The sequence below is a fragment of the Ferrimonas balearica genome, assembly GCF_019802055.1.
Lineage (GTDB): Bacteria > Pseudomonadota > Gammaproteobacteria > Enterobacterales > Shewanellaceae > Ferrimonas > Ferrimonas balearica_A.
Window position 1 is genome coordinate 393,419 of sequence record NZ_JAHVHW010000006.1, and the last position, 22,895, is coordinate 416,313.

21 protein-coding genes are annotated in these 22,895 nt (G+C 61.1%); 14 read left to right on the forward strand and 7 right to left on the reverse strand.

From position 1 onward, the window contains the following. From KUV52_RS07145 to hemC, 4 genes are read right to left on the reverse strand one after another with little or no spacing between them, the layout of a single operon-like run. A complete protein-coding gene (locus KUV52_RS07145; protein WP_222525250.1) occupies positions 1-1,164 on the reverse strand; it encodes a heme biosynthesis HemY N-terminal domain-containing protein in 1,164 nt (387 codons plus the stop codon). After that, positions 1,161-2,471, reverse strand: coding sequence for a uroporphyrinogen-III C-methyltransferase (locus KUV52_RS07150; RefSeq protein ID WP_222525251.1), 1,311 nt, complete (start codon positions 2,469-2,471; stop codon positions 1,161-1,163). The genes KUV52_RS07145 and KUV52_RS07150 overlap by 4 nt, the downstream gene beginning before the upstream one ends. After that, positions 2,425-3,189: a uroporphyrinogen-III synthase gene (locus KUV52_RS07155; RefSeq protein ID WP_222525252.1), complete on the reverse strand. Its 765-nt coding sequence runs from the start codon at positions 3,187-3,189 to the stop codon at positions 2,425-2,427. Before KUV52_RS07155 ends, KUV52_RS07150 begins: the two co-directional genes overlap by 47 nt. Further along, the gene (hemC, locus tag KUV52_RS07160; RefSeq protein WP_222525253.1) at positions 3,189-4,121 is read right to left on the reverse strand and encodes a hydroxymethylbilane synthase; all 933 of its coding nucleotides are present in this window, start codon (positions 4,119-4,121) and stop codon (positions 3,189-3,191) included. Before hemC ends, KUV52_RS07155 begins: the two co-directional genes overlap by 1 nt. Positions 4,122-4,340: 219 nt before the next feature. Here hemC and KUV52_RS07165 point away from each other — a divergent pair, with 219 nt between their 5' ends. From KUV52_RS07165 to KUV52_RS07175, 3 genes are all read left to right on the forward strand, one after another. Next, the gene (locus KUV52_RS07165) at positions 4,341-6,719 is read left to right on the forward strand and encodes an adenylate cyclase (protein ID WP_222525254.1); all 2,379 of its coding nucleotides are present in this window, start codon (positions 4,341-4,343) and stop codon (positions 6,717-6,719) included. 35 nt (positions 6,720-6,754) lie between these two features. Beyond that, positions 6,755-7,171 carry a DUF3429 domain-containing protein gene (locus KUV52_RS07170; RefSeq protein WP_222525255.1) on the forward strand — a complete coding sequence of 139 codons (417 nt, stop codon included), beginning with the start codon at positions 6,755-6,757 and terminating at the stop codon, positions 7,169-7,171. A 66-nt stretch (positions 7,172-7,237) separates the two neighbouring features. Beyond that, positions 7,238-8,296 carry a DUF3541 domain-containing protein gene (locus KUV52_RS07175; RefSeq protein WP_222525256.1) on the forward strand — a complete coding sequence of 353 codons (1,059 nt, stop codon included), beginning with the start codon at positions 7,238-7,240 and terminating at the stop codon, positions 8,294-8,296. A 39-nt stretch (positions 8,297-8,335) separates the two neighbouring features. On the opposite strand, the gene cyaY is transcribed toward KUV52_RS07175, so the two are convergent. Next, a complete protein-coding gene (gene cyaY, locus KUV52_RS07180) occupies positions 8,336-8,653 on the reverse strand; it encodes an iron donor protein CyaY (protein WP_409996470.1) in 318 nt (105 codons plus the stop codon). Between the two features lie 72 nt (positions 8,654-8,725). Between cyaY and lptM the strand changes: the two genes are divergently transcribed. From lptM to xerC, 5 genes are read left to right on the forward strand one after another with little or no spacing between them, the layout of a single operon-like run. Beyond that, positions 8,726-8,881 carry an LPS translocon maturation chaperone LptM gene (gene lptM, locus KUV52_RS07185; protein WP_222525257.1) on the forward strand — a complete coding sequence of 52 codons (156 nt, stop codon included), beginning with the start codon at positions 8,726-8,728 and terminating at the stop codon, positions 8,879-8,881. 1 nt (position 8,882) lies between these two features. Continuing rightward, positions 8,883-10,127, forward strand: a complete 1,245-nt coding sequence (gene lysA / locus KUV52_RS07190) for a diaminopimelate decarboxylase (protein WP_222525258.1) — start codon at positions 8,883-8,885, stop codon at positions 10,125-10,127. 36 nt (positions 10,128-10,163) lie between these two features. Continuing rightward, positions 10,164-10,991: a diaminopimelate epimerase gene (gene dapF / locus KUV52_RS07195; protein ID WP_222525259.1), complete on the forward strand. Its 828-nt coding sequence runs from the start codon at positions 10,164-10,166 to the stop codon at positions 10,989-10,991. Then, entirely contained in the window at positions 10,988-11,650 is a 663-nt protein-coding gene (locus KUV52_RS07200; protein WP_222525260.1) for a DUF484 family protein, read from the forward strand. Before dapF ends, KUV52_RS07200 begins: the two co-directional genes overlap by 4 nt. After that, positions 11,643-12,536, forward strand: a complete 894-nt coding sequence (gene xerC / locus KUV52_RS07205; RefSeq protein WP_222525261.1) for a tyrosine recombinase XerC — start codon at positions 11,643-11,645, stop codon at positions 12,534-12,536. The genes KUV52_RS07200 and xerC overlap by 8 nt, the downstream gene beginning before the upstream one ends. A gap of 22 nt (positions 12,537-12,558) precedes the next feature. Here xerC and KUV52_RS07210 read toward each other — a convergent pair whose 3' ends face one another. Further along, positions 12,559-12,894: a DUF2956 domain-containing protein gene (locus KUV52_RS07210; protein ID WP_222525262.1), complete on the reverse strand. Its 336-nt coding sequence runs from the start codon at positions 12,892-12,894 to the stop codon at positions 12,559-12,561. A 210-nt stretch (positions 12,895-13,104) separates the two neighbouring features. Here KUV52_RS07210 and KUV52_RS07215 point away from each other — a divergent pair, with 210 nt between their 5' ends. From KUV52_RS07215 to uvrD, 3 genes are read left to right on the forward strand one after another with little or no spacing between them, the layout of a single operon-like run. Continuing rightward, positions 13,105-14,031, forward strand: coding sequence for a GGDEF domain-containing protein (locus KUV52_RS07215; protein WP_222525263.1), 927 nt, complete (start codon positions 13,105-13,107; stop codon positions 14,029-14,031). A 59-nt stretch (positions 14,032-14,090) separates the two neighbouring features. Beyond that, positions 14,091-14,798, forward strand: a complete 708-nt coding sequence (locus tag KUV52_RS07220) for an HAD-IA family hydrolase (RefSeq protein WP_222525264.1) — start codon at positions 14,091-14,093, stop codon at positions 14,796-14,798. A gap of 44 nt (positions 14,799-14,842) precedes the next feature. Beyond that, entirely contained in the window at positions 14,843-17,008 is a 2,166-nt protein-coding gene (gene uvrD / locus KUV52_RS07225; RefSeq protein ID WP_222525265.1) for a DNA helicase II, read from the forward strand. Positions 17,009-17,024: 16 nt separating this feature from the next. Here the strand turns inward: uvrD and KUV52_RS07230 are convergent, their stop codons facing one another. Further along, positions 17,025-17,321, reverse strand: coding sequence for a DUF1496 domain-containing protein (locus tag KUV52_RS07230; RefSeq protein WP_222525266.1), 297 nt, complete (start codon positions 17,319-17,321; stop codon positions 17,025-17,027). 356 nt (positions 17,322-17,677) lie between these two features. Between KUV52_RS07230 and KUV52_RS07235 the strand changes: the two genes are divergently transcribed. The 3 genes from KUV52_RS07235 (at position 17,678) to KUV52_RS07245 (ending at position 22,848) form a co-directional block, all read left to right on the forward strand. Continuing rightward, complete coding sequence (locus tag KUV52_RS07235) at positions 17,678-20,242, forward strand: TonB-dependent receptor (RefSeq protein WP_222525267.1); 2,565 nt, start codon at positions 17,678-17,680, stop codon at positions 20,240-20,242. 317 nt (positions 20,243-20,559) lie between these two features. After that, positions 20,560-21,894 (forward strand): coproporphyrinogen III oxidase family protein, encoded by a 1,335-nt coding sequence (locus tag KUV52_RS07240; RefSeq protein ID WP_222525268.1) that lies wholly within the window; start codon positions 20,560-20,562, stop codon positions 21,892-21,894. A 111-nt stretch (positions 21,895-22,005) separates the two neighbouring features. Then, entirely contained in the window at positions 22,006-22,848 is an 843-nt protein-coding gene (locus KUV52_RS07245) for a PfkB family carbohydrate kinase (RefSeq protein ID WP_222525269.1), read from the forward strand. Positions 22,849-22,895 lie beyond the last annotated feature (47 nt).

Here is a 22,895-nt window from a genome sequence, read left to right on the forward strand (position 1 = left end):
TCAACTCAGGCTCAGCAATTGACGGTAGCTGTGCAGCGCGCCTTCGCGCTCGCCCAGTTGCTCCTGCACCTGTGCCAGGGCACGGTAGCGACCGGCGGTCGGCGCTTGCTCCACCGCTTTCTGGCGCCACTCCTTGGCCCGGCGCCAGGCTCTATCCTGCTCCGCCAGCGCCGCATAACACTCGATCAGCGCCAGAGAATCTGACTCGGGGTACTTGCGCTCCAGAATATGGACAACGGACTCCGCCGCATCCTGCGACAGGGCCGGGAGCGGTGCCAACAGTTCCGGCTGCGGTGCACTCTTATCCAGATGCTCCAGCAACAGCTTGCGCCCCTGGGCCATCTCGCCAAACCGCGCCAGCCCCTGAACGTAGGCCACCAGCACCGGTTCCGCGCGTTTCAGGCGGCGCGACAGCCCCTGCCAGCGCTGCTCCAACGCGGGCATGTCCGGACATTGCGCCAGACATGCCACTTCAATCTCTTCGGGCAGGGCAGCCAGCTCCGACTCAGACAGCACTTTGTGCTTGGTCAACGCGGGCACCAGCCGGGCCAGAGCATCCCAGTCCTGCTGACGACGGTAGAGATCCAATGCCAGTTTCAACACCTGAGGCTGCTGTCGCAGCTTGGGATCCAACGCCTCCAGCCCCTGTCGGGCCAGCGCCAGCTCCCCATCATCAATCTGGTAACGCAGGCGGGTAACCCGAACCGCTTTGTCCGCGCCAGGCAGCTTTTCGGCTTCGGCCAGATGGCGTTCGCAAGCTTCAGGATCGCCGCGGTGATGCGCCGCCCGCGCAGCCGCCAGGTAGTTGATGACCGGGTATTCTCCAGCCTGAGCCCCCAGAGACATCGATCGCTCAGCCGCATCCCAATCCTGTTGCGCCAGCGCCAACGCCCCCTGCAGGGTGTGCTTGCGGGAGCGGTTGCGGCGCCAGCGCTTGGGGGAGGCCAGGGTAAAGCCGGTCAGGTTGATCAGCTTGACCACCAGGTACTCCAGCAGTTGCAGCAGACCAAAGGCCACCAGCAGCACCAGCACCGCCCCAACCACAGAGGTTTCCACCGTGTACTCTCCGATGGCGACCAACACGTAGCCCTTGTTCGCCACCAATGTCGGCCCGACCAGCAGGCCAGCCAGCACCAGCACGGCGTAGAACAGAATCCGGATCATTGCGCCACTCCCTCACGACGACCCAGGCGTTCCGACACCAGCTTGGCCAGAGGGTCCGCCACGGTGAAGCGGATCGGTGTGGTCAGCCCAATCTGGGTATCGGACCACTGATCCAACTGGGCCAGCGCCCCCTGTACAGCGGAGTCATCCAGATTGAAGTAGTCGCTGATCCACAATCTTGCGGTGCTCAGTGCTTCCTTGAAAGCGTCGGTATGGCCCTGATACAGCGCCAGTTGCGCCTGCATCAGCTTGCCTTTGAGATGCTCACGCAGATACCACTCCTGCTCGGGGGCGAGCAGCGGTTGCACCGCTCCCTGACGACGCCGTACCGTGATGAAATCATCGGTCAGGGCGTGCCAGCTCTTGGCCAGGTTGGTGCGCCAGTCACTGACCGTTGTGGACGGCTCACCCCGCTCAGGGGATTCCACCGCCTCCGGCAGCGTTACGGTGTTCAGCGGCAGGGTATCAATGCGCTTGATCAGAGACTCGATCCCCAGCGAGAGGCCAGCGCGATCAAGTCGAGGCAGGGCAGACAGGGAGGCCATATCGTCCGCCAGCGCCTGACGCAGTGGCAGCAGGTCATCCTGTCCCAAAGTCTGCAATCGGTTGTCTGCATCTTTCAGCAGCGCCAGCGCGGTATCCGGATCATGCTCCAGCCACAGTTTTCGGGACGCCATGCGCACCAGGTAATCCGCCTCCGCCAGCATCCAGTCACTGGGCTGACGCTGGGCGGCCCTGCGTTGAGCTTCCAGCTGTTGCTCACGCAGGGAAACCAGAGCCATCTGGTGATCACTCTGAGCCGACTCACCACGCTCAATACGGCGCTCCAGCGTATCGCTGCGCTGAGCCATCGCCTGCTTCAGCTCCTGCAGCTGCCCAAGCAACAGGGCGTTATCCTGACGCAGTTCCTGCTCCTGTTGCCACTGCCAACCGACAAAGACCGCAGCACCAATCGCCACCACAAGAGCCAGCAGGCCAACGTACAAGCCACCGTTACCGGAGCCATTGTTGGAGCCGTTGGCGGAGGAAGAGGGGACGACCGGGATTTCCGCCTTGGCGCTGGGCATCGGTTCAGGATCGGGCTCGGAGGAGGAGGTCACCGGCGGCACCTGGCTCTCAACAGAGGAGGTGTCCGTTTCCGGCTGTGAAGGGGCCGATTCGACCGGTGGGGTATCAGCCGAATCGGCAGTGTGCACAGGCTTGTCCGCCTGAGACGTGGACTCTGTAGTCGGCTCGATCGCCGGAGTCTCAACCTGTTCGTCAGGACGGGCCTGGGGATCCCTCGGATCCTTCGGGGTCTTCTCCATAGTGATTCATACTTCCTAGGCAGCGGACAATGGCGTCATCCCCGGCTCCGCCCATTATCTGGATCCGCTGACAGCCGCGCCGCTGCGCCAGCTCAGCCACCCGCTCCACCGGCACCAACCACAGACACTGCTGCAGCCAGGGGTGATCCGATAAAGGCGTTACTGCAAAGAGGTTTTCAAGGATTTCGCCGCTGGTAGCCAGTATGACGTCTACCCCGTTTTGACGCCAGCTTTGCACCGTTTCCGCCGACCACTGCGGGCATTCCCGGCGGTAGAGCTCCCAGAACTGCACCTGGTAGCCATCCGCTCGCAGAGCAGCAGCCATCACAGGTCGTCCGCCTACGCCCCGGACAATCGCAATGCGCTTGCCCGGCAGGCTCTGCCACTGGGGCAACGCCAGCACCCCCTCGGTGGTCTCCTCACCAAATGGTGGGCAGAACGGCTCGATCCCGCAGCGCCGAAGCGCCGCAGCGGTGCCACCACCAACCGCAAAGTAGGCGATATCAGGCCACTGCCCCTGCAGCAGCCGATCCGCATACGCCACAGAGGTCGGAGATACAAAAAAAGCCCCATCCACACAGTCGAGGGGGCTGGGGCCGGCTTCCGGATTGTCCACCAGGGAGATCATGGGGGCGCTGCTGGTGCGCACCCCCATCGCCGCCAGCCGTTCGGCCAGCGGCGCATTGCGCCCGTCGGGACGGGTCAGCAGCAGGTGCATCAGGCGTCTCCGTACACCCGTTTCAGGATCTCGCCAGCACCCTGGTCCAGCAGGCGCTTAGCCAGCTCGATACCCAGTTGCTCGGCGTCCGCCACCGGGCCACGCAGTTCATCATGGATGATCTTGCTGCCATCCGGGTCACCCACCAGGCCACGCAGCCACAGGGTGTCACCTTCGATCACGGAGTAGGCGCCAATCGGCACCTGACAGCCACCCTCCAGGTGGGTGTTCATTGCGCGCTCGGCTACCACACGAGAGTGGGTCGGCGCGTGGTTCAGTACGCTGATCAGCTCCAGCAGTTCGGCGTCGTCCAGACGGCACTCGATGCCCACGGCACCCTGGCCGTTGGCGGGCAGGGACTGCTCCGGCTCGATCAAGGCGGTGATGCGCTCTTCCAGCTCCAGACGCTTCAGGCCTGCGGCAGCCAGAATGATGGCGTCATACTCGCCCGCATCCAGTTTGGACAGACGGGTGCCGACGTTACCGCGCAGATCACGTACATCCAGGTCCGGGCGCATGGCGCGCAGCTGGCACTGACGACGCAGAGAGGAGGAGCCTACGATGGCGCCCTGGGGCAGATCATCCAGGTTCTTGTAGGTGTTGGAGACAAAAGCGTCGCGGGGATCTTCACGCTCACAGATCACCGCCAGACCCAGTCCTTCCGGGAACTCTACCGGCACGTCCTTCATGGAGTGCACAGCAATGTCGGCCTCGCCATTGAGCATGGCCACTTCCAGCTCCTTCACGAACAGACCCTTACCACCCACTTTGGCCAGTGGCGTGTCCAGAATCCGATCTCCCTTGGTGGACATCTTCAGCAGAGTAACGGTGAGACCTGGATGAGCCTTCTCCAGCTCGGCCTTGACGAACTCGGCCTGCCACAAGGCCAGCGGACTCTTCCGGGTTGCGATACGGATCTCTTTACGGGCCATCGAACTTTCCCTTGGCTGTCTGAACTTTGTACCGGTGTTGGTACGCTTGTGGCGGTCATGTTGCCAGTCTTTAGGGCCACATAAAAGGAATCGGCTCTCACCCTGACCACAAAACCCCCTATCAAGCGAGCAAAAGGGTGAACCAACTCACGCTTTCCTCTCCAGCAGATAAAAGTGTTACCATGGTCACACTTTTCCCAGTTAACTCTCTGAAAGCCGTTGCGAGATCTGCAGTCCGACATCGCGCTGAGCGACCAGCTTAATCAACATCGCCTTTCCCTGGCCCAGCAACAGTTGGGCCAGGCGCGTTTGGGCGCGTTTCATCAGCTGCCCTGGCTGCTGCAGATCAATCACCCGGATCTCCCCGGTTTTGTGCCCAATGCCCCTGCGGGTTTCCCGATCGAACCACTGCTGCCACGCCCCGCTGACTGGCAGGGGCTGGAGACTGAGCAATATGACCTGCTTGGTCTCTACACCATGGGCAGTACCGGCACCTTCGGCCAGAGCCCGGATTCGGATCTGGACTGCTGGGTGGTCCACCCGCAAGCGTTGGCTCCAGACCGCAGGGAGGCGCTGGCGCGCAAATGCGAAGCGCTGGAAACTCACTTTGCCCAAGCCGGGCTGGAGCTTCATCTCTATCTCATCAGCCCGGACCTTTTGGTACACGGGCAGCAGGATCAGCTCTCAGCCGAGCACAGTGGCTCCGCCCAGAACTGGCTTCTGCTGGAGGAGTTCTATCGCACCCATATCCGGCTGGCGGGTTATCCCCTGGCTTGGTGGCCGGGCGCCCCGCAGAACCACCCCGGCTTGCTCAGCCTCGGGCAACTGAGCCATCTGCCCGCCTCCGAGTTCTTTGGTGCGGCGCTCTGGCAGCTGTTCAAAGGGCTGGATAACCCCCACAAGGCGGGTCTCAAAGTGCTGCTGTTGGAAGCCTACGTGGCGGACTATCCCGACCAGCGCATTCTGCGCGACCAACTGTGGTACCGCCTGCGTGCCGGCCACTCCCTGATCGCCCTGGACCCCTACCTGATGCTTTACCAGCGGGTCAGCGACTACCTGGAAAGGGAGAGCGATCGCCGCCGCCTTACCATGGTGCAGCGCAGCTTCTACCTGAAGTGCGCCCTGCCGTTAAGTCAGCCGGACAGCGTCAACGATTGGCGTTACCCCACTCTGCGCGCCCTGACGGATCAGTGGCGCTGGACCCGGGAGTTGATCCTCAGCCTGGATCAGGCCCGTCATTGGCATGCGGGTCAGCTGCGCTGGTGCAATGAGCGGTTGGATCAGTTGATGTTGACCGCCTACCAGCGATTGACCGGGTTCGCCGCGCGTCAGCGCCTGCGCAGCCGCCTCAAGTTTGATGAGTTGGGGGTGCTGACCCGTAAGCTTTATACCAAGTTTGAGGCGGAGCCCGCCAAGATCCCGCTGCTCAACCCGCTGTGGAGTGGGGACCTGGAGGAAGCGGCTCTGACGCTGGTGGCGGTAAAGGACAACCCCAGCCACCCCAAAGGCTGGTACCTCTATCGACGCCCCCCTCAGGACAACCAACTTTTTGGGGAGAGCCCGCTGTATCACGCCGACTCGCGTCTGGCGTGTCTGGCCTGGGCGCTCACCAACGGTCTGATCGGGGAAGCCACCCGAATCCACTGCCACCAGGGCGGTCAGAGCTGGCACAGCCAGAAGTTGACTGAACTGTGCCAGCGCCTGCGGGGCGTGATCACCCCGCCGGAGCAGCCCTCTCTGGAGGCGTTGCAGTCCCCCTGGCGTTACACCAAGGTGGTGGTGCTCTCCAATGTTGAGCAGGACCCAACCCTGAGCTGGCATGGCCAGAGCCTGATGCTGGACCTGCAGGGAGCGCCGGTGTTTGCGGCGGGTCGCCCCAAGCGCAACCTGGTGGGCAGCCTCACCCTGCTGACGGAGAACTCCTGGGGGGAACGCCACTGCTTCCGCTTCGAAGAGGAGGAGGGGCTGCTGAAACTGATGGCGCAGCTGCTCAGTGGGCTGGATCGTCCCCTGGGCCCACTGCCCATTCAGGTGTATTGCGGTGCCAAACGTCTGCGCCGCCAGATCGAGGATTCGCTCAGCCACCTGCTGGACAGAGTGCAACGCCTCTATTGCCAGGCCACCGTCGAACGCACCCAGGTCTGGCCCCTGGCGATTGGCCACCGCCAATATGGCCTCTTTGTCGACTCTCGCGGCCTGCGCTGGCAGCGACTCGACAAGGCCGAGGCCCTGATGGGCCAGCTCAGGCGTCACGGCATGGTGGAACTGCCCAAGCCGGATCTGGGGGAGGATCCCTACGCCGGCGCTCCCGCCATTCTTGGTCAATATGCCCGTAAGGGGCTGGTGCAGATTTTTGTCCGGGAGCGCCCATCGGGGCTGGATATCTACCTGCTGGATGAGCGCAATGAACTGAAGCGCCTGAAAAGTGGCGAACGGGGGCTGGATGGTCTGGTGGAGGAGTTCAGCCACCTGTACGCGTTTCAGCGCAGTAACCAGCGTGCCACCTTTGGGGCTGGAGGCTGCTTCAACCTGCCCCAGTTTTACCGGCTGGCCCGAACCGAAGGCGGTGAGTTGATGGTGGAGCCACTGGCGATCTGATCCCGCTGTCGACCCGTACACAGGGTTTTCGCCAGATGAGGTTTACGATGCATCCCCACGCTCACTGGCTCGGCGTCGCCGGGCTGACCCCCTTTTGGGGCCTCCCCCTGCTGGCCGGTCTGGGGCTGCTCGGTATCGAGGCGGCGCAAAGCGCCTTCCTCGCCTACAGTGCGGTGATTCTCTCCTTTCTCGGCGGCATCCATTGGTACGCCAGCGTGATCGCCCGCCCTGAGCCCACTCAAACCTACAGTGCCATGCTGCCCTCCCTCATCGCCTGGCTTGCCCTGGTGCTGCTGCCCACAGGCTTCGCCCTGGTGGTTCTGGCCCTGAGCTTTGTCACTCTGCTTATCTACGATTTCCGCACCCTCTCCCCCCCTCCGGGCTACTGGAACCTGCGTACCACACTGACCACCGTTGCGGTGATTTGCCACGGCTGGATGGCGCTGATCTGAGAGATGGGGTGACGCCCCGGCACCCAGACCCTATGCTGGGATTTTTTGGCAGGGAGCCCTGACGTCATGGTCCGTCACTCGCTTATCGGGTTGGCATTGCTGACCCTGCTCACCATTCCGGTCAGAGCCGATAACGCTCAGATCGCCGAACGCATCCTTCACACCTATCAAAGTCAGCTCTATACCCTTCCGGCCACCAAAGCGGGCCACTTTGGGCTGCGCATGTACCGGCAAAGTGGTGATCCCAAATACGCCGCCGCCATCTGGCAGGATATGGCCCGAGTCGCCAGCACACTGAACCAGACAGCGGAACAGTTCCCGACGCCAGCGGCGTTACGAGCGGAAGGTGCGAGGCGCCTTGAACACTACCAGGACAGCGATCCGGAGCGTCGCAAGGCCCGTCAGGCCGCCACCGCTCAAAAGCCGGAATACCTGATGCTGGGGGTCGCCCTGCTCGGCGCCATGGCCCGAGCCGATGAGTACGGCCTGAAGCATCGGGAGGATGCCCAACTGCGTGCCCTGCTGCGACAGTACGACTTCGCCCACTACAGTGAAGACCCGGCCCTGATACGGGTCTGGGCGGCTCAATTGGCGAATCAGGTCTACTGGCTGCGCCAGTTGGGTGAGGGGGAGTACGTGGAGGGGTTTGTCCGCCGTTTCCGGGCGGTCTATCCGGACGATCTGGATGCCCAACTGTCAGAGCGAGAGTACGGCAATAAGATCTACGGCCTGACCCATCTGATCTTCGCCGCCTCCGGGTACTACCAGTATCAGGTCGATGCCGAAGCGTTTGATTGGATCTACGACTACTTCCGTCGGGAGATCGACACCATTTTGCGCCGCTGCAAAGAGGACATCATCGCCGAAGTGGGACTGAGCTTTCTGCTGGCGGGGCTGGAGCAGGATCCCGTGGTTGCCAAGACCCGCGCCGCCATCGCCTCTGCGCTGGACCCGAAAGCAGGGATGATCCCTTCGGTCTCGGGTGGGCTGGATCTCAAGGGAGGAGAGCACCGCAATGTGCTGGCCATTATGCTGCTGGACTGGAAAGGCACCCGACCAGGCCCGGATGTTGCCCAACACCCGAAGTGGTTTGCGCCTCTGCCCTTTGGGCTGGTCGCCAAATAGGGCAGAGAACAACGCGGGCGTTATGCCCGCGTTGTGGCCTCAGAAGCGGATAACCTCACCGCCCTGCTTGGCGATGGCGCTGGCCAGGAAGCCATAGAGCTCTTCGCCACTGCGGTCGTCCTTCCACTCACCATCCTCGTAGGAGAAGTGGAAACCACCAAATTTGGTGGCCACCCAAATCTGGCTCATCGCTTCCTGCTTATTGATGATGATCTGGCTGTCGTCGGCGCACTCCAGCTCCAGAACATTACCGGATTGCTCATAATCCAGGTCCAGTCCGGCGTCGTCGATGGTTTCAGTGATGCGCTCCAGTACGGCGTCCGCGAGCTGATGATATTGGCTGTGATCCAGGGCCATAGGGGTTGTCTCTTTGCAATTAGCTGTGTCGATGCGATTATACGACCATCACGAACAAAATCTGCCCCAATCATGCAACGACTTACTCTGGCTCTGCTGTTGCTGCTTGGGCTCTCCGCCTGCGGTCAGAAAGGTCCGCTCTATCTGCCGGACGAGCCTGACACCAACCAGACCCAAACTCAGCAAAGCCCGGAAACGGCCACCGAAAACCACGACCAAAGGAATTGAGTTGGACCATTTCAGCTATCGACAGGGAGCGCTGTGCGCTGAAGCCGTGCCACTGGCCGATATCGCCCGGACCTATGGCACCCCCTGCTACGTATACTCCCGCGCCACCATTGAGCGCCACTATCACGCTTTCGACCGTGCCGTGGGGGATCACCCTCACCTGATCTGCTACGCAGTGAAAGCCAACTCCAATCTTGCGGTGCTGAACCTGCTGGCCCGGCTGGGCAGTGGCTTCGACATCGTTTCCGGTGGCGAGTTGGCCCGGGTAATCAAGGCGGGCGGGGACCCGAAAAAAGTGGTGTTCTCCGGCGTGGGCAAAACCCCGGAAGAGATGCGCCAGGCACTGAAAGCGGGGATCTACTGCTTTAACGTCGAGTCCGAAGCGGAGCTGGAACGGCTCAATCGCGTTGCGGGTGAGATGGGCATGCAGGCCCCGGTGTCACTGCGGGTAAACCCGGACGTGGACGCCGGCACCCACCCCTACATCTCCACCGGCCTGAAAGAGAACAAGTTTGGCATCGCCATGGAGCGTGCCGAACAGGTGTTCCTGCGCGCCGCCGCCCTGCCCAACCTCAAGGTCAAAGGGGCGGACTGTCATATCGGCAGCCAACTCACCAGCCTGCCCCCCTTTATCGATGCACTGGACCGGCTTCTGGCCCTGGTGGATCGACTGGCGGAGCAGGGGATCGTGCTCTCCCACCTGGATGTGGGTGGCGGCCTTGGTGTGCGCTATGACGACGAAACGCCGCCTGAGCCGGATCAATATGCCCGCGCACTGCGCGAGCGTCTGGGGAATCGGCCGCTCACTCTGATCCTGGAACCGGGACGCGCCATCATGGCCAATGCCGGTGTACTGCTGACCCAAGTTGAGTATCTGAAGATGGGCGAGGACCGCCATTTCGCCATCGTCGATGCGGCAATGAATGACCTGATCCGCCCCAGCCTCTACAGCGCCTGGCAGGCGATCATCCCGGTAGAGCCCCGAGAAGGGACAGCGGTGCCCTATGACGTGGTGGGACCGGTGTGTGAAACCGGTGACTTCCTTGGCAAAGGGCGGGAATTGGTGATTGAACCCGGCGATCTGCTGGCGGTTCGGAGCGCGGGTGCCTACGGCTTTACCATGTCCTCCAACTACAACAGCCGGCCCCGGGCTGCGGAAGTGATGGTCGATGGTGAGACCCATCATCCCATCCGTGCCCGGGAAACCGTGGAACAACTGTGGCAAGGCGAAAGCCTCCTGCCGTAAACTAGCCGGATAACCTCAGGATTAAGGCGTATCAACTTGATACATTTCAGCAAGATGCACGGGCTTGGCAACGACTTCATGGTGGTGGATGGGGTAACCCAGAACCTCTACCTGTCGCCGGACAAGATCCGCCAGTTAGCGGACCGCAACCTCGGCATCGGCTTCGATCAACTGCTGGTGGTTGAGCCCCCCTACGACCCGGACCAGGACTTCCACTACCGGATCTTCAATGCGGATGGCAGTGAAGTGGAGCAGTGCGGCAATGGCGCCCGCTGCTTTGCCCGTTTCGTGCGCCTTAAGGGGCTGACTCACAAAAACCGGATCCAGGTTTCCACTCAAGGCGGCCCTCTGGTGCTCGACCTTGAGGGCGAGGACCGGGTCACCGTCAATATGGGTGTGCCCAACTTTGAACCGGGCGCTCTGCCGTTCCGCGCCAATAAGGTGGAGAAGACCTACCTGCTTCCCACCGAGGCCCAAACCGTTCTGGCAGGTGCCGTCTCCATGGGCAATCCGCACTGCGTGATCCGGGTGGAGGATATCAACTCCGCGCCAGTGGAGAGCGTTGGCCCGCTGCTGGAGCGCCATGAGCGTTTCCCTAAAGGGGTAAACGTGGGCTTTATGCAGGTGCTGAACCCCAACCACATCAAGCTCAGAGTGTTTGAGCGCGGTGCGGGTGAAACCCAGGCCTGTGGCACCGGCGCCTGCGCTGCGGCTGTTGTTGGCCAGTTCCAGGGATTGCTGGGTGAGCGGGTACGGGTGGATCTGCCCGGCGGCACCCTGCAGATCCGCTGGGCCGGAGAGGGCAAACCGGTCTATATGACCGGCCCCGCCGTGCACGTGTATGACGGGCAGATCGAACTATGACTCAAGGCCTGACTGACCCCAGCCAGCTGGACCCCATCCTAGTACGCGAGTACCTGCTGGATCACCCAGATTTCTTCGCACGCTACCCGGAGCTGCTGCTCTCCCTGCGGATCTCCCATCCGGAGCGGGGCACCGTGTCACTGGTCGAGCGACAGATGATGATGTTGCGTCAGCGGGTTGGTCAGCTTGAAGAGGAGATCACCTCGCTGCTGGCGATCGCCGCCCGAAACGAGGAGATCTACCGCTTCTACGGCAAACTGATCTTCGATCTGATGGCCTGCGAGTCGCTGGAAGCATTGCAGCGGGAGATGGCGGAGCAGTTGCGTCAGCGTTTCCGCTTTGGCCGCGTGCGACTGCACGTCGCCCATCAGCCCAACCAGTTTGAACACGATGCGATCCACGGTGTTTTGCGCCGTCGCCTGAGCAGCGACAACTACTATCTTGGTCGCCTGCCCTCCGCCGAAGCGCAGCTGATGGTCGGCCTGGAAACCGGTTCCGTTGCCCTGATTGGCCTGGGTGAACACAACAACTGGCATGGCGTGGTGGCGATCGCCTCTCACGATCCCGGCCACTTTGTTGCAGACATGGACACCCTGTTGCTGGACCAGCTCAAACACCTGCTCACTTACCAGGTGCGCCAGCTGATCGCGAATGAATAGGGCACTGAACGCCTTTCAACGCTACCTGGAAGATGAGCGCCAGTACTCGCCTCATACGGTTCGCAACTATCTGAAGGAGCTGGAGCGTTGTCTGCCACTGCTGACCGAGCAGGGCGTCCGGGAGTGGACTGAACTTCGCACAGCCCACTGTCAGGCACTGCTTGCCAAATTGCACCGGCAGGGGCTGTCCCCCCGCTCCCTCTCTCTGACCCTCTCGGCACTCCGCCAGCTGATCAAGTTTCTGCTGCGGGAGGGCCAGTTAAACCACGATCCCATGACCGGCCTGCAAGCCCCCAAACAGGGTCGTCCTCTGCCGAAAAACCTGGATGTGGACCAGGTGCACCGCTTGCTCACCCTCGACGAAAAAGACGACCCGCTGGCAATCCGCGATCGGGCCATGATGGAGCTGTTCTACACCGCAGGTCTGCGTTTGGCGGAGCTGGTGGGACTGGACTGCCCTCAACTGGATCTCAAATCCGGCACCGTTCGGGTGATGGGGAAAGGGGGCAAGGAGCGCCAACTGCCCATCGGTAAAGAAGCGCGGGAGTGGCTGGGAAAATACCTGGTTCAGCGTCCCGCTTTGCTGAAAGGCAGTGACACCGACGCCCTGTTTCTCTCCAGCCGGGGCACCCGCCTCAGCCCGCGAAGCGTTCAGGCCCGACTGACCAAGTGGGGGCAGCATCAGGCGCTCGACAGCAAGGTGCATCCCCACAAACTTCGCCACAGTTTTGCCACCCACTTTCTGGAGTCATCCAAGAACCTGCGGGCGGTTCAGGAGCTGTTGGGCCACGCCAACCTCTCCACCACTCAAATCTATACCCATCTGGATTTTCAACATCTGGCGGCGGTGTACGACAACGCCCATCCCAGGGCGAAGAAGAAGTAAGGTCGAAGGAAAGATCTGCCGGTCAGGACAGGGTGAGGAAAGCGATAAATCCGGCCCAACTCAGAGCCAGTAGCAACCACGGCAATCGATTTGAAGAGGTACCGGCCGCACTTTCCTGCACCGCCTCCATCTCTTCCTCAGTCCGGGCTTTAGCCCGACGCTCCTGCTTCTTTGCCTTGTCTGCCGCTCTCGCTTTCGCTTTTTGCTGCTTCTTGTATTCGGCAATGCCCTTTTCGATCCCTTTGGCGATCAGCTTCGTCTGCTCTTTGGTCTGACCCGGCTGCTGAGTGCCCCGGGCAATTCGCATTGACTCTGCCACCACTTCGGCTGAAACAGATTGGGCGTTGGGTTTGGCCATCTTGACGGTTCCTCCATAGCAAGGCACTCATTGTACCCAGCGGCGGCAAATTTCTGCCACCGCACCGACCCGCCAACTTACCGGCAGCGTCAAAATTCCGTCTATCGCCAGCAAAACCGCACAATGTAAGCATGTTGTATTTTTGGCGTAACTTTTGCTTTTTAGAATGTCATCGGACGCACAGCGTCCTCCGGAAGTGAAGGATCACCCATGACAATGCGAGCTGCCGGATACCCAAGCCTGCCCATACGCCTGGCGCTGGTGGCACTGGTGGTGCTGGCTTTCGTGCTGGATATCAGCGCGACTCCTGAAGCGATCGGCCCCCTGCTGTATGCCACCGTGCTGGTTGTCTGCCTCTATCAACGTGACCGCATGGCGCTGCTGGGGTTGGGCCTGGCCTCAGCGGGTCTGCTGCTGGTTGCTGCGGGTCTGGACCCCGCTCATACCCTTGGCGAAAGCCTGTCAGGTCAACGAGGCAGTGCCCTCGGTACCGTATTGCTGGTCGCCCTGCCCGGCGCCCAGGTTCTGCAACGCTGGGAACGTCAGCAGCAACAGCTCACGGCCCAGGCGCAGACCGACCCGCTTACCGGACTGGCCAATCGCCGCCAGTTGAATCAACAGTTGTGTCGCGCCTGGCTCCAGGCACGACGCCACCACCAGAGTCTGGCCGTACTGATGCTGGATCTGGACCACTTCAAGCGCCTGAACGACACCCTGGGCCATCTTGAAGGAGACGCCCTGCTGATCCGCTTCGCCGCCCTGATGGGGCAGTGCTGCCGTGGATACGACCTGGCGGGCCGTTATGGCGGCGAGGAGTTTATGCTGATCTGTCCCAATACCGACGGTGAAGGCGCCATGGCGCTGGCAGAACGGATCCGCACCCGATGGCAGCGCAACACCTCCGCTCTGCCCGAAGCGCAAACCGTCAGCATCGGTATCGCGGTACTGGGGCCGGAGCTGGATGGCCCTGATGATCTGGTTGCCCTGGCTGATGAGGCGCTTTATGCCGCCAAAGCACAGGGACGAAATCGCTGCCAACTGGCCGCACCACTGCCAGTAACAGAGTCAGCCATGCCACCGCAACGGCGCGGCTTGCAGTTGGTTGGGGAGGCAGTTACACCGTTGCGCAGCGTTTAGGGCTTCTGGACAGAACCCGCACCAAACGGGCATCATCGGGGCAATCCACAGGAGGCCCGATGCGCTTTTACCGTCGCCTGCAACCGGTGCAGGCCCTGAGCTTTGACCTCGATGACACCCTCTATGACAACAGGCCCGTTCTGGTTAACGCCGAATCGCGCCTGTTGCAGCGACTGGCGTCTGAGTTGGCGGATCCCCGCGCCCGGGACCCCCACTGGTGGCAGCAGCAGAAAGCCACCACTCTACACGCCACACCTCATCTTATCCACGATACGACAGAGGCCCGCCGGGCGACCCTACGGCGGGGACTGAGCGAGCTGGGACATCAGGATCCCGTGGCCGCCAGCGATGCACTGATGACCGAATTCCTCACCTGGCGCAGCGCCATCACGGTACCGACAGAGGTGGTGACGCTGCTGACCGATCTGGCCCGACGCTACCCCCTGGCGGTGATCACCAACGGCAACGCCGACGTTTCCCGTTTCCTGTCCCAGATCCCGTTTGCCAGCGTGCAAAGCGCCGGCTCCCACGGGCCGCAAAAACCCGCACCTGACCTGTTCCGACGCTGCTGTGACGAGCTGGGCATCCCTCCCTCCGCGCTGCTCCATGTTGGCGACCATCCGGGCAAAGATGTGCTCGGTGCCATCAATGCCGGTTGTCAGGCTGCACTGCTGAGGCCCGGCGCTGATGGTCGTACCCGCCCCAGCGGGCCGGCTCTGCCCACCCTGGAGCTGGCTTCACTCGAGGCCCTGCGTCAGCTGTTGTGACAGGGTATAATGGCGCCCCTTTTGATACTCCGCAGGCGCCAGAGATGACCTCCAGATTGCAGCTCGACACCCTCAATGACAAACAGCGTGCCGCCGTCGAAGCGGCACCCGGCGCCGTGCTGGTGCTGGCTGGGGCGGGCAGTGGCAAGACCCGGGTGCTGACCCACCGCATCGCCTGGCTGCTGGAGGAGCAGGGCGAGAGCCCCTATGCCATTCTGGCGGTAACCTTCACCAACAAAGCCGCCGCGGAGATGCGCCACCGTATCGAGGACCTGATTCATGGTCCGGTCAACCGCATGTGGATCGGCACCTTCCACGGTCTGGCCCACCGTCTGCTGCGCGCGCATTACCAGGAAGCGGGTCTGCCGGAGGGGTTTCAGATCCTCGACAGCGATGACCAACAGCGTCTGGTCAAGCGGATCCTAAAAAGCCTGCAACTGGACGAGAAGCGCTGGTCACCCCGACAGGCCGTGGGCTACATCAACGCTAAGAAAGATGAGGGCCTGCGCCCCCAGCACATCGACGCGGGCTACCACCCGGTCGAGAAAACCTTTCTGCAGATTTATCAGGCCTATCAGGAAGCCTGTGACCGCGCCGGACTGGTGGATTTTGCCGAGCTGCTGCTGCGTGCCCATGAGCTGTGGCTCAAGCAGCCCCATCTGCTGCGCCACTACCAGCAACGTTTCCGCCATATTCTGGTGGATGAGTTCCAGGACACCAACGCCATCCAGTACGCCTGGATCCGCATGCTGGCAGGCAATGGCAGCCACATCATGATCGTGGGGGATGATGACCAGTCGATCTATGGCTGGCGCGGCGCCCGGGTGGAGAACCTGCAGAAGTTTCTCGACGATTTCCCCGGCGCTGAAACCATTCGTCTGGAGCAGAACTACCGCTCCACCGGCACCATCCTCAGCGCCGCCAATGCCCTGATCGCCCACAATGCGGAGCGGATGGGCAAAGAGCTGTGGACCGAGGGCGCCAGCGGCGAACCGATCAGCCTCTACTGCGCCTTTAATGAGCTGGAGGAAGCCCGTTACATCGTTGGCCGCATCAAGCAGCATCTGGATGGTGGCGGCGCCCTGTCTGACTGCGCCATTCTCTATCGCTCCAACGCCCAGTCACGGGTGCTGGAGGAGGCGCTGCTGCATCAGAGCGTGGCCTACCGGATCTACGGCGGCCTGCGCTTCTTCGAGCGCCAGGAGATTAAGGACGCCCTGGGCTACCTGCGCCTGATCGCCAACCGGGGGGACGACGCCGCCTTCGAGCGTATCGTAAATACCCCGACCCGGGGCATTGGCGACCGTACCCTCGACATCGTCCGTGCCACCGCCCGCTCAGAAGGGATCACTCTGTGGCGCGCCTGTCAGCGCCTGCTGACCGAGCGGGGATTGGCGGGTCGGGCATCCTCCGCCGTGGCAGCCTTTATGAGCCTGATCGACGAGTTGGAAGAGGAGGTGATGGATGCGCCTTTGAAACGTCAGGCTGACCATGTGATCAACCACTCCGGGCTCCGCGCCATGTACGAGGCGGAGAAAGGTGAAAAGGCTGAAGCACGCATTGAGAACTTGAACGAACTGGTGACGGCAGCGGGCTCCTTCGAGAAACCGGAAGACACCGAAGAGATGAGTGAGCTGAACGCCTTCCTGTCGCACGCCGCACTGGAGGCGGGCGAGGGTCAGGCGGATGACAACGATGACGCGGTCCAGCTGATGACTCTGCACAGCGCCAAGGGACTGGAGTTCCCACTGGTGTTTATGTGCGGTGTGGAGGAGGGGATGTTCCCCAGCCAGATGGCGCTGGATGAAGGTGATCGACTCGAAGAGGAGCGCCGACTCTGCTATGTGGGGATGACCCGGGCAATGCAGAAGCTGTACATCACCTACGCGGAATCCCGACGCCTCTATGGCCGGGAAACCTTCGCCAAAGCGAGCCGCTTTATCCGGGAGATCCCCCAGGAGTTCCTGGAGGAGGTGCGGATGACCACCCAGGTCTCCCAGCCGCGCCAGTACAACCGATTCAACCAGTCTGAGCAGCGCTTTAACGACACAGGCTTCAGCCTGGGCCAACGGGTGCACCACCCCAAATTTGGTGACGGGGTGATCATCAACTACGAAGGTTCCGGCCCGCAAAGCCGCGTCCAGGTGGCCTTCGACGGCATGGGCGTCAAATGGCTGGTGGTGGCTTACGCCCGTCTGGAGGCGCGTTAAGCGCCAGCCTGTCGGGTCAGGGCGTCACCCGGATCTTGGCGGGCTTTGCCGGTTCATCGGCGGAGCGCCAGATCAGCGGGCCATTGCTCTCAAAGTCGTTTTTCGGCTGGCAGTAGAGCAGTTGCCCCGCCACTTCCAGTGGTGCTCCCTCGGAATACTGCTGGCCCTGATACCAACAGGCCCGGATAAACTCTGCCCCATCCACCACCGGAACCACTTTAGGTCCGGTGGTGATGATCCGACTTGAGCGCTCACCGTTTGCCATCACCCCAAAAGGCAGCAGCAACAGCATCAAAACAATCACTCCTCTCATCGCACCCTCCATTCCTGGCATCCGTTAAAGCCGTCTGACATAACAATAGGATAGCGTGACCATGCCCCGATTCAGTCGTGCCTGTCCAGACAAATAGGCGACCCATCAGCGCACACCATTGAGCCACGGTAAGCGATCGAACTCCGCGGTTAAGGCCACATCCCGCTGAAGGCCTCTCTGCACCTGGCTGCATCCCCCCACAAAACACTCACTTACGAATCTTTCTCGTTGACTTATCTGTTTCAGTCCCTAACTTCGTAGCGGAAAAACACAAAGGAGGCTTTCAGAACAGAAGGTTGTCGTTGTTCCTGCAGTGAAAGCAATAACACGAAAATGACCGAGGGAAGAGCGTCACTATGAAACCATCCATCCTGGCCTGCGCCATCAGTGCCACCCTGCTGCCTCTGGGTAACGCGATCGCCGCCGAAGAAAACATTGAGCGAATCGAAGTCACCGGCTCCCACATCAAGCGAACCGACCTGGAGGGTCCCTCTCCCATCCTGGCGATTGATGAGGACGACATCCGGAGTGCCGGTGCACAAGACATCTCCGAGTTACTGCGTAAGCTGCCTGTTTCCGGTAACGGGACTTTCTCCACTCAGGGTAACGACTCCGATGACACCGGAAACGGCGGGGCCGCCATCTCACTGCGTGGCCTGGGGGCAGATTCCACTCTGGTGCTGCTCAACGGCCGACGCATCTCTGTGTCTGCCTTTGCCAAAGAGATCGACACCGCGTTCGTCGACATCAATGCCATCCCTCTCTCCGCCATTGAGCGCATCGAAATTCTGAAAGATGGGGCTTCAGCCACCTACGGTTCGGATGCCATCGCCGGGGTAGTCAACATCATCCTCAAGAACAACTTTGAAGGGTTCGAAGTGACTGCCGGCTATGGTGACACCAGCGAAGCGGGTGGGGAGGAGACCAGTTTGTCCGCCCTTTGGGGAACACAAGGTGAGCGCAGCCATACCACCGTGGTACTGGACTACTTCCAACGGGAGGAGACCCTGTTTGCTGATCGGTCCTACTCCCGCTCCGCCAACCAGACCGCCCGTGGTGGTTTCGATTTCCGCTCCTCCTCAGGCAACCCGGGCTCTTTCAGCTCAGCCACCATCGGAGAGGATGGCTCCATCCTGGCAGACGGCAACTGGCAACCGGACGCCAACTGCCCGGACGATCGCATTGCTGGCGCGTTCTGCCGCTTCGATTACGCCCCCTTTATGACCTCCATTCCTGAAACGGAACGAGCAGGTCTGATGGTTCTGCAGGACTACCAGTTCAACGATCGTCTTAAGTTCTTTGCGGAACTCTCCTACCAGCACAACAACACCGTCGTGAAGGGGGCCGCCAGCCCCTCATTCAGCGAGTTTTACATGCTGGCCGACAACCCGCTTTTCCTGTCCGGTGAAGCCACCAACCCCTTCCCCGGCCAGGACATCACCATGCGTCGGCGTCTGACAGAAACCGGTGGGCGGCAAAAGAAGGTGGAAACCGATAACGCCCGCTCCGTACTGGGACTGAACGGCAATTTCTCCGACTGGGAGTGGGAGCTGGCCTACACCTACAGCCGGAGCCGCTCCAACGAATATGGGCAGCAGGGGTTTGTCTGGACACCGGAGCTTCAGGACGCGATCAACGATGGCAGCTTCAATCCCTTCTCCACCACCCAAAGCCCTGAGGTGCTGGACCGCATTACCGTCAGCACCACCCGCGATGGCAAGTCCACGACAGAGGCGTGGGACGGAAAAATTACCGGCGACCTGTTTGAACTGGGCGGCAACATGGCGGCCATCGCTGTAGGCTTTGAGTATCGGGAAGAGAGCCTGGAGGACAATCCGGACGAGCTGTTCCTGCGGGGCGAGATTTTCGGCACAGAAGCGACACAAGCCGCGGGCAGCCGGGACCAAACCTCCCTGTTCGCCGAACTGGCACTGCCCCTGTTCGACACCATTGATGTGCAGCTGGCGGTTCGCTACGAGGACTACTCTGACTTTGGCACCAACACCAGCCCCAAGTTTGCGGTTCGCTGGGCACCATTGGACAACCTGGCATTCCGCGCCAGTTGGGGTGAGGCGTTCCGTGCTCCCTCACTGGTTCAGCTGGGCCTGGGCGCCACTCAGGAGTCACCTGGCCTGGTCGACACCACTCGTTGCCCTCTGACCGGAGAGGAGTTTGACTGTACAGCTCAGGAACGAACGGTCATCTTCTCCGGTAACCCGGACCTGAAGCCGGAAGAGTCCACCTCCTATAACGTGGGTATCGTCTGGGAACTGGTCGACAACTGGTCTCTGGCGGTCGATTACTGGAACTACGATCAGGACAACCTGATCACCTCTGACACTCAGTTCCTGCTGGATACTCAGGGCACCAACCCCGATGTGGTCAAGCGTGAGCCGACCGTAGACGGTATCCCCGGTCAGATCATTGAGATCTATGACAGCTTCCGCAACCTCGGTGGGCAGAAGACCGACGGCATCGACTTCGACACCCAGTACACGCTGGCAACCAACGGCCTGGGTGATTACCGGTTCAGCTATAACCTGACCTGGGTCAACAGCTTCGAGGAGATCCGGGAGGATGGCACCGCTCGGGATCTGAATGGCGCCTACCAGCACCCGGAATACCGCTGGACCGCTGCGGCGGATTGGAGCATGAATGCCTGGCTGGCTTCCGCTCGGGTGAACTACATCGGTGAGATGGAAGATGACGTCGATGCGGGGGCAACTGGCACCATCGACTCCATGGTGACGCTGGACCTGAATGCCAGCTACCTGTGGAACAGCTGGCGCTTTACCCTGGGCGCCAACAATGTGCTGGATGAGGAGCCTCCGTTCTCCCAGGCCACCTTTATGGGTTATGACCAGAAAACCCATTCTGCACAAGGACGTTTCACTTACGCCAAAGTCAGTTACCGTTTCTGACGCTTGTGGGGCCGGTCCTTCAGGATCGGCCCCTGAAACTTCTTCCCCCCGAGCCAGGCAAAACCAAACCTCGGTCACAAAAGCGAGATCCTGCCCCATCGAAATCCCCCCAATAACGACCTTGGCAAAGGGATGAAATGTTGACCAGATCGCAGTTTTGAGATTTGGCCATCACCGGAACACTCACACTGTGACCCATCCACTCCCCAGTCACCGGCGTAATCAATATGCTGATCGCCACCTAACAAAGAACGTGACTCAAGCGCAACCGTCACCGGCGAGGAAACCCCGCCGCGCCGTCACCCATGGGAGACTCAATGTCCTTAGCCGAACGCGCCCTGAATAACGCCGCCATCCGCGAAAGCAACAAGATCACCACCCCCCGCTGGATGCTGGATGGTCTTGAGCACATGATGCAGTTCTACACCAAACGCCATCTGTGCCTTGATACCCAGGCGTGCGATGCGTTTCCGGCCCCTATGCCCGGTCGCAAGTACATGCTCTACATGCATGTGCCCTTCTGCCACACGCTGTGCTCCTTCTGCACCTTCCATCGCTTCCTGTTCAAGGAAGAGAAAGCCCGCGCCTACTTTGTCAGCCTGCGCAAAGAGATGGAGATGGCCAAGGCGCTGGGTTACGACTTTGAAGAGCTCTACATCGGCGGCGGCACCACCACGGTTCTGGTGGATGAGCTGGCCCGCACCATTGAGCACGCCCGCAACCTGTTCCCCGGTATCAAACAGGTCTCCTGTGAGTCCGACCCGCTGCACCTGACCTCCGCCGAGTTCACTCAGCTTCATGGCCTGGTGGACCGCCTCTCCGTCGGTGTTCAGAGCTTTGACCGGGATATCCTGGCCCGCACCGATCGTCTGGAGAAGTTTGGTGAGCCCGAAGTGGTGTACGAGAAGCTGCTGCGCGCCAAAGACAACTTCCCGATCCTGAACGTGGACATGATCTTTGGTTTCCAGGGTCAAACTGCCGAAGTGCTGCAGAAAGACATGGATATGCTGACTCGCCTGGGTCCGCGCCAGATCACCACCTATCCGCTGATGGTGACCCACCAGACCCGCAAGAGCGCAAAGGGCAATCTGGCGGCAGCCAACCAGGACATCCGTAAGGACTATGAGCTGATCCTCAACACCCTGAAGGGTCACTACGACCAGCTGACCGCCTGGTCCTTCGGCAAGAGCAACGAGGAAGGGTTCGACGAGTACGTGGTCAACTACGACGACTACCTGGGTCTGGGCTCCGGCAGCTTCAGCTTCCTGCACGACACCCTGTACGTGAACAGCTTCTCCCTGCGTCGCTATCAGGAGCGTATCGCCGCCGGTAAGATGGGCGTGGAGTCCTCCAAGCATTACACCCGCCACGCCGTGATGCAGTACCGCTTCCTGCTCAATCTGTTTGGTGGTCGTCTCTCCAAGAGCTACTTCAAAGAGCAGTTTGGCGTCAGCCCCTACCTGGGCCTGGCCAAGGAGATGGCGTTTATGCACGCTACCGGCTCTCTGAAGCAGGACCCCCAGGATCCGGATAAGCTGCAAGCCACCCCCAACGGCCTGATGATGGGCCTGTTGATGATGAAGAACTTCTACGCCGGCATGGACAATGTGCGGGCCGAGCTGCGTCGCCCTCTGGGCGCCAAGGATATGTAATCCAGGTTCGTCATCAGGGCGCCCCAGGGGCGCCCTTTTTTTGACCGGGAGATGACAATTGCGGTTTGCATGGCGATAATCCGGTGCACTTCTGTGACAGCGAATAACGCCATGAGCCAGATCCTGATCATCGCCAATCTCAACTGCGATCACATCCTGCGCCTGAGCCGCCCCTTAAGCTCCGGAGCCCGGATTCACTACGAAGATCTGGGTCATCGTATTGGCGGCGGCGCCACCAATACCGGACTGGGTCTGGTCTGGGCCGGGCACCAGGTGGAACTGCTCAGCCAGGTGGGGGATGACAAACTGGGGGACTGGTTGCTGGCTGAGGCTGCGAAGCTGGGCCTGGGCTGTCAGCAGGTACACCGACTGGTGGGCCCGACCCAATCACTGCAACTGTTGATGGAGCCCAATGGTGAACGCACCATTCTGCGCCCCAATCGACCACGCCTGTTGCTGCCTCAACGCATCGACTGGTCCCCGGTGGATGCCCTCTATGTGAATCTCTCCGCCGAACACTTGCCGCGACTGATGAGCGAAGCTCTCGAGCACGCGCTGGTGGTGGCGCAACTTCCCAAAGACCTGGCTGCCCGCCCCTGCCATTACCTGATCACCTCCGACGACGATCTGGCCCAACACGGCATTGCCCCCAGCTTCGAGTGGGCCAAGAGCATCGCCGGGGAGCAACTGCGCGCCTTTATCGTCACAGAGGGGGCTCACGGCGCCCGGGCCTATCTGGCTTCGACCGACTTGCACCAAAGCGCGGTGCCCGCCACGCTGGTGGACAGCACCGGAGCGGGTGACTGCTATGCAGCGGGTCTTATTCATGGCCTGCTCAGCCAGAGTGACCTCAGCCAGGCGATGGCGGAGGCAGCACGTTGGGCGGCGTTTGCGGTCTCCGCCGAGCGCTCCATCCCACCGGAAACGCTGAAGCAGTATCTGGCCTCAACTTGACGCACAGCCCTGTTATGGTCGATAACCAGTTTACCTGTCTGAATATT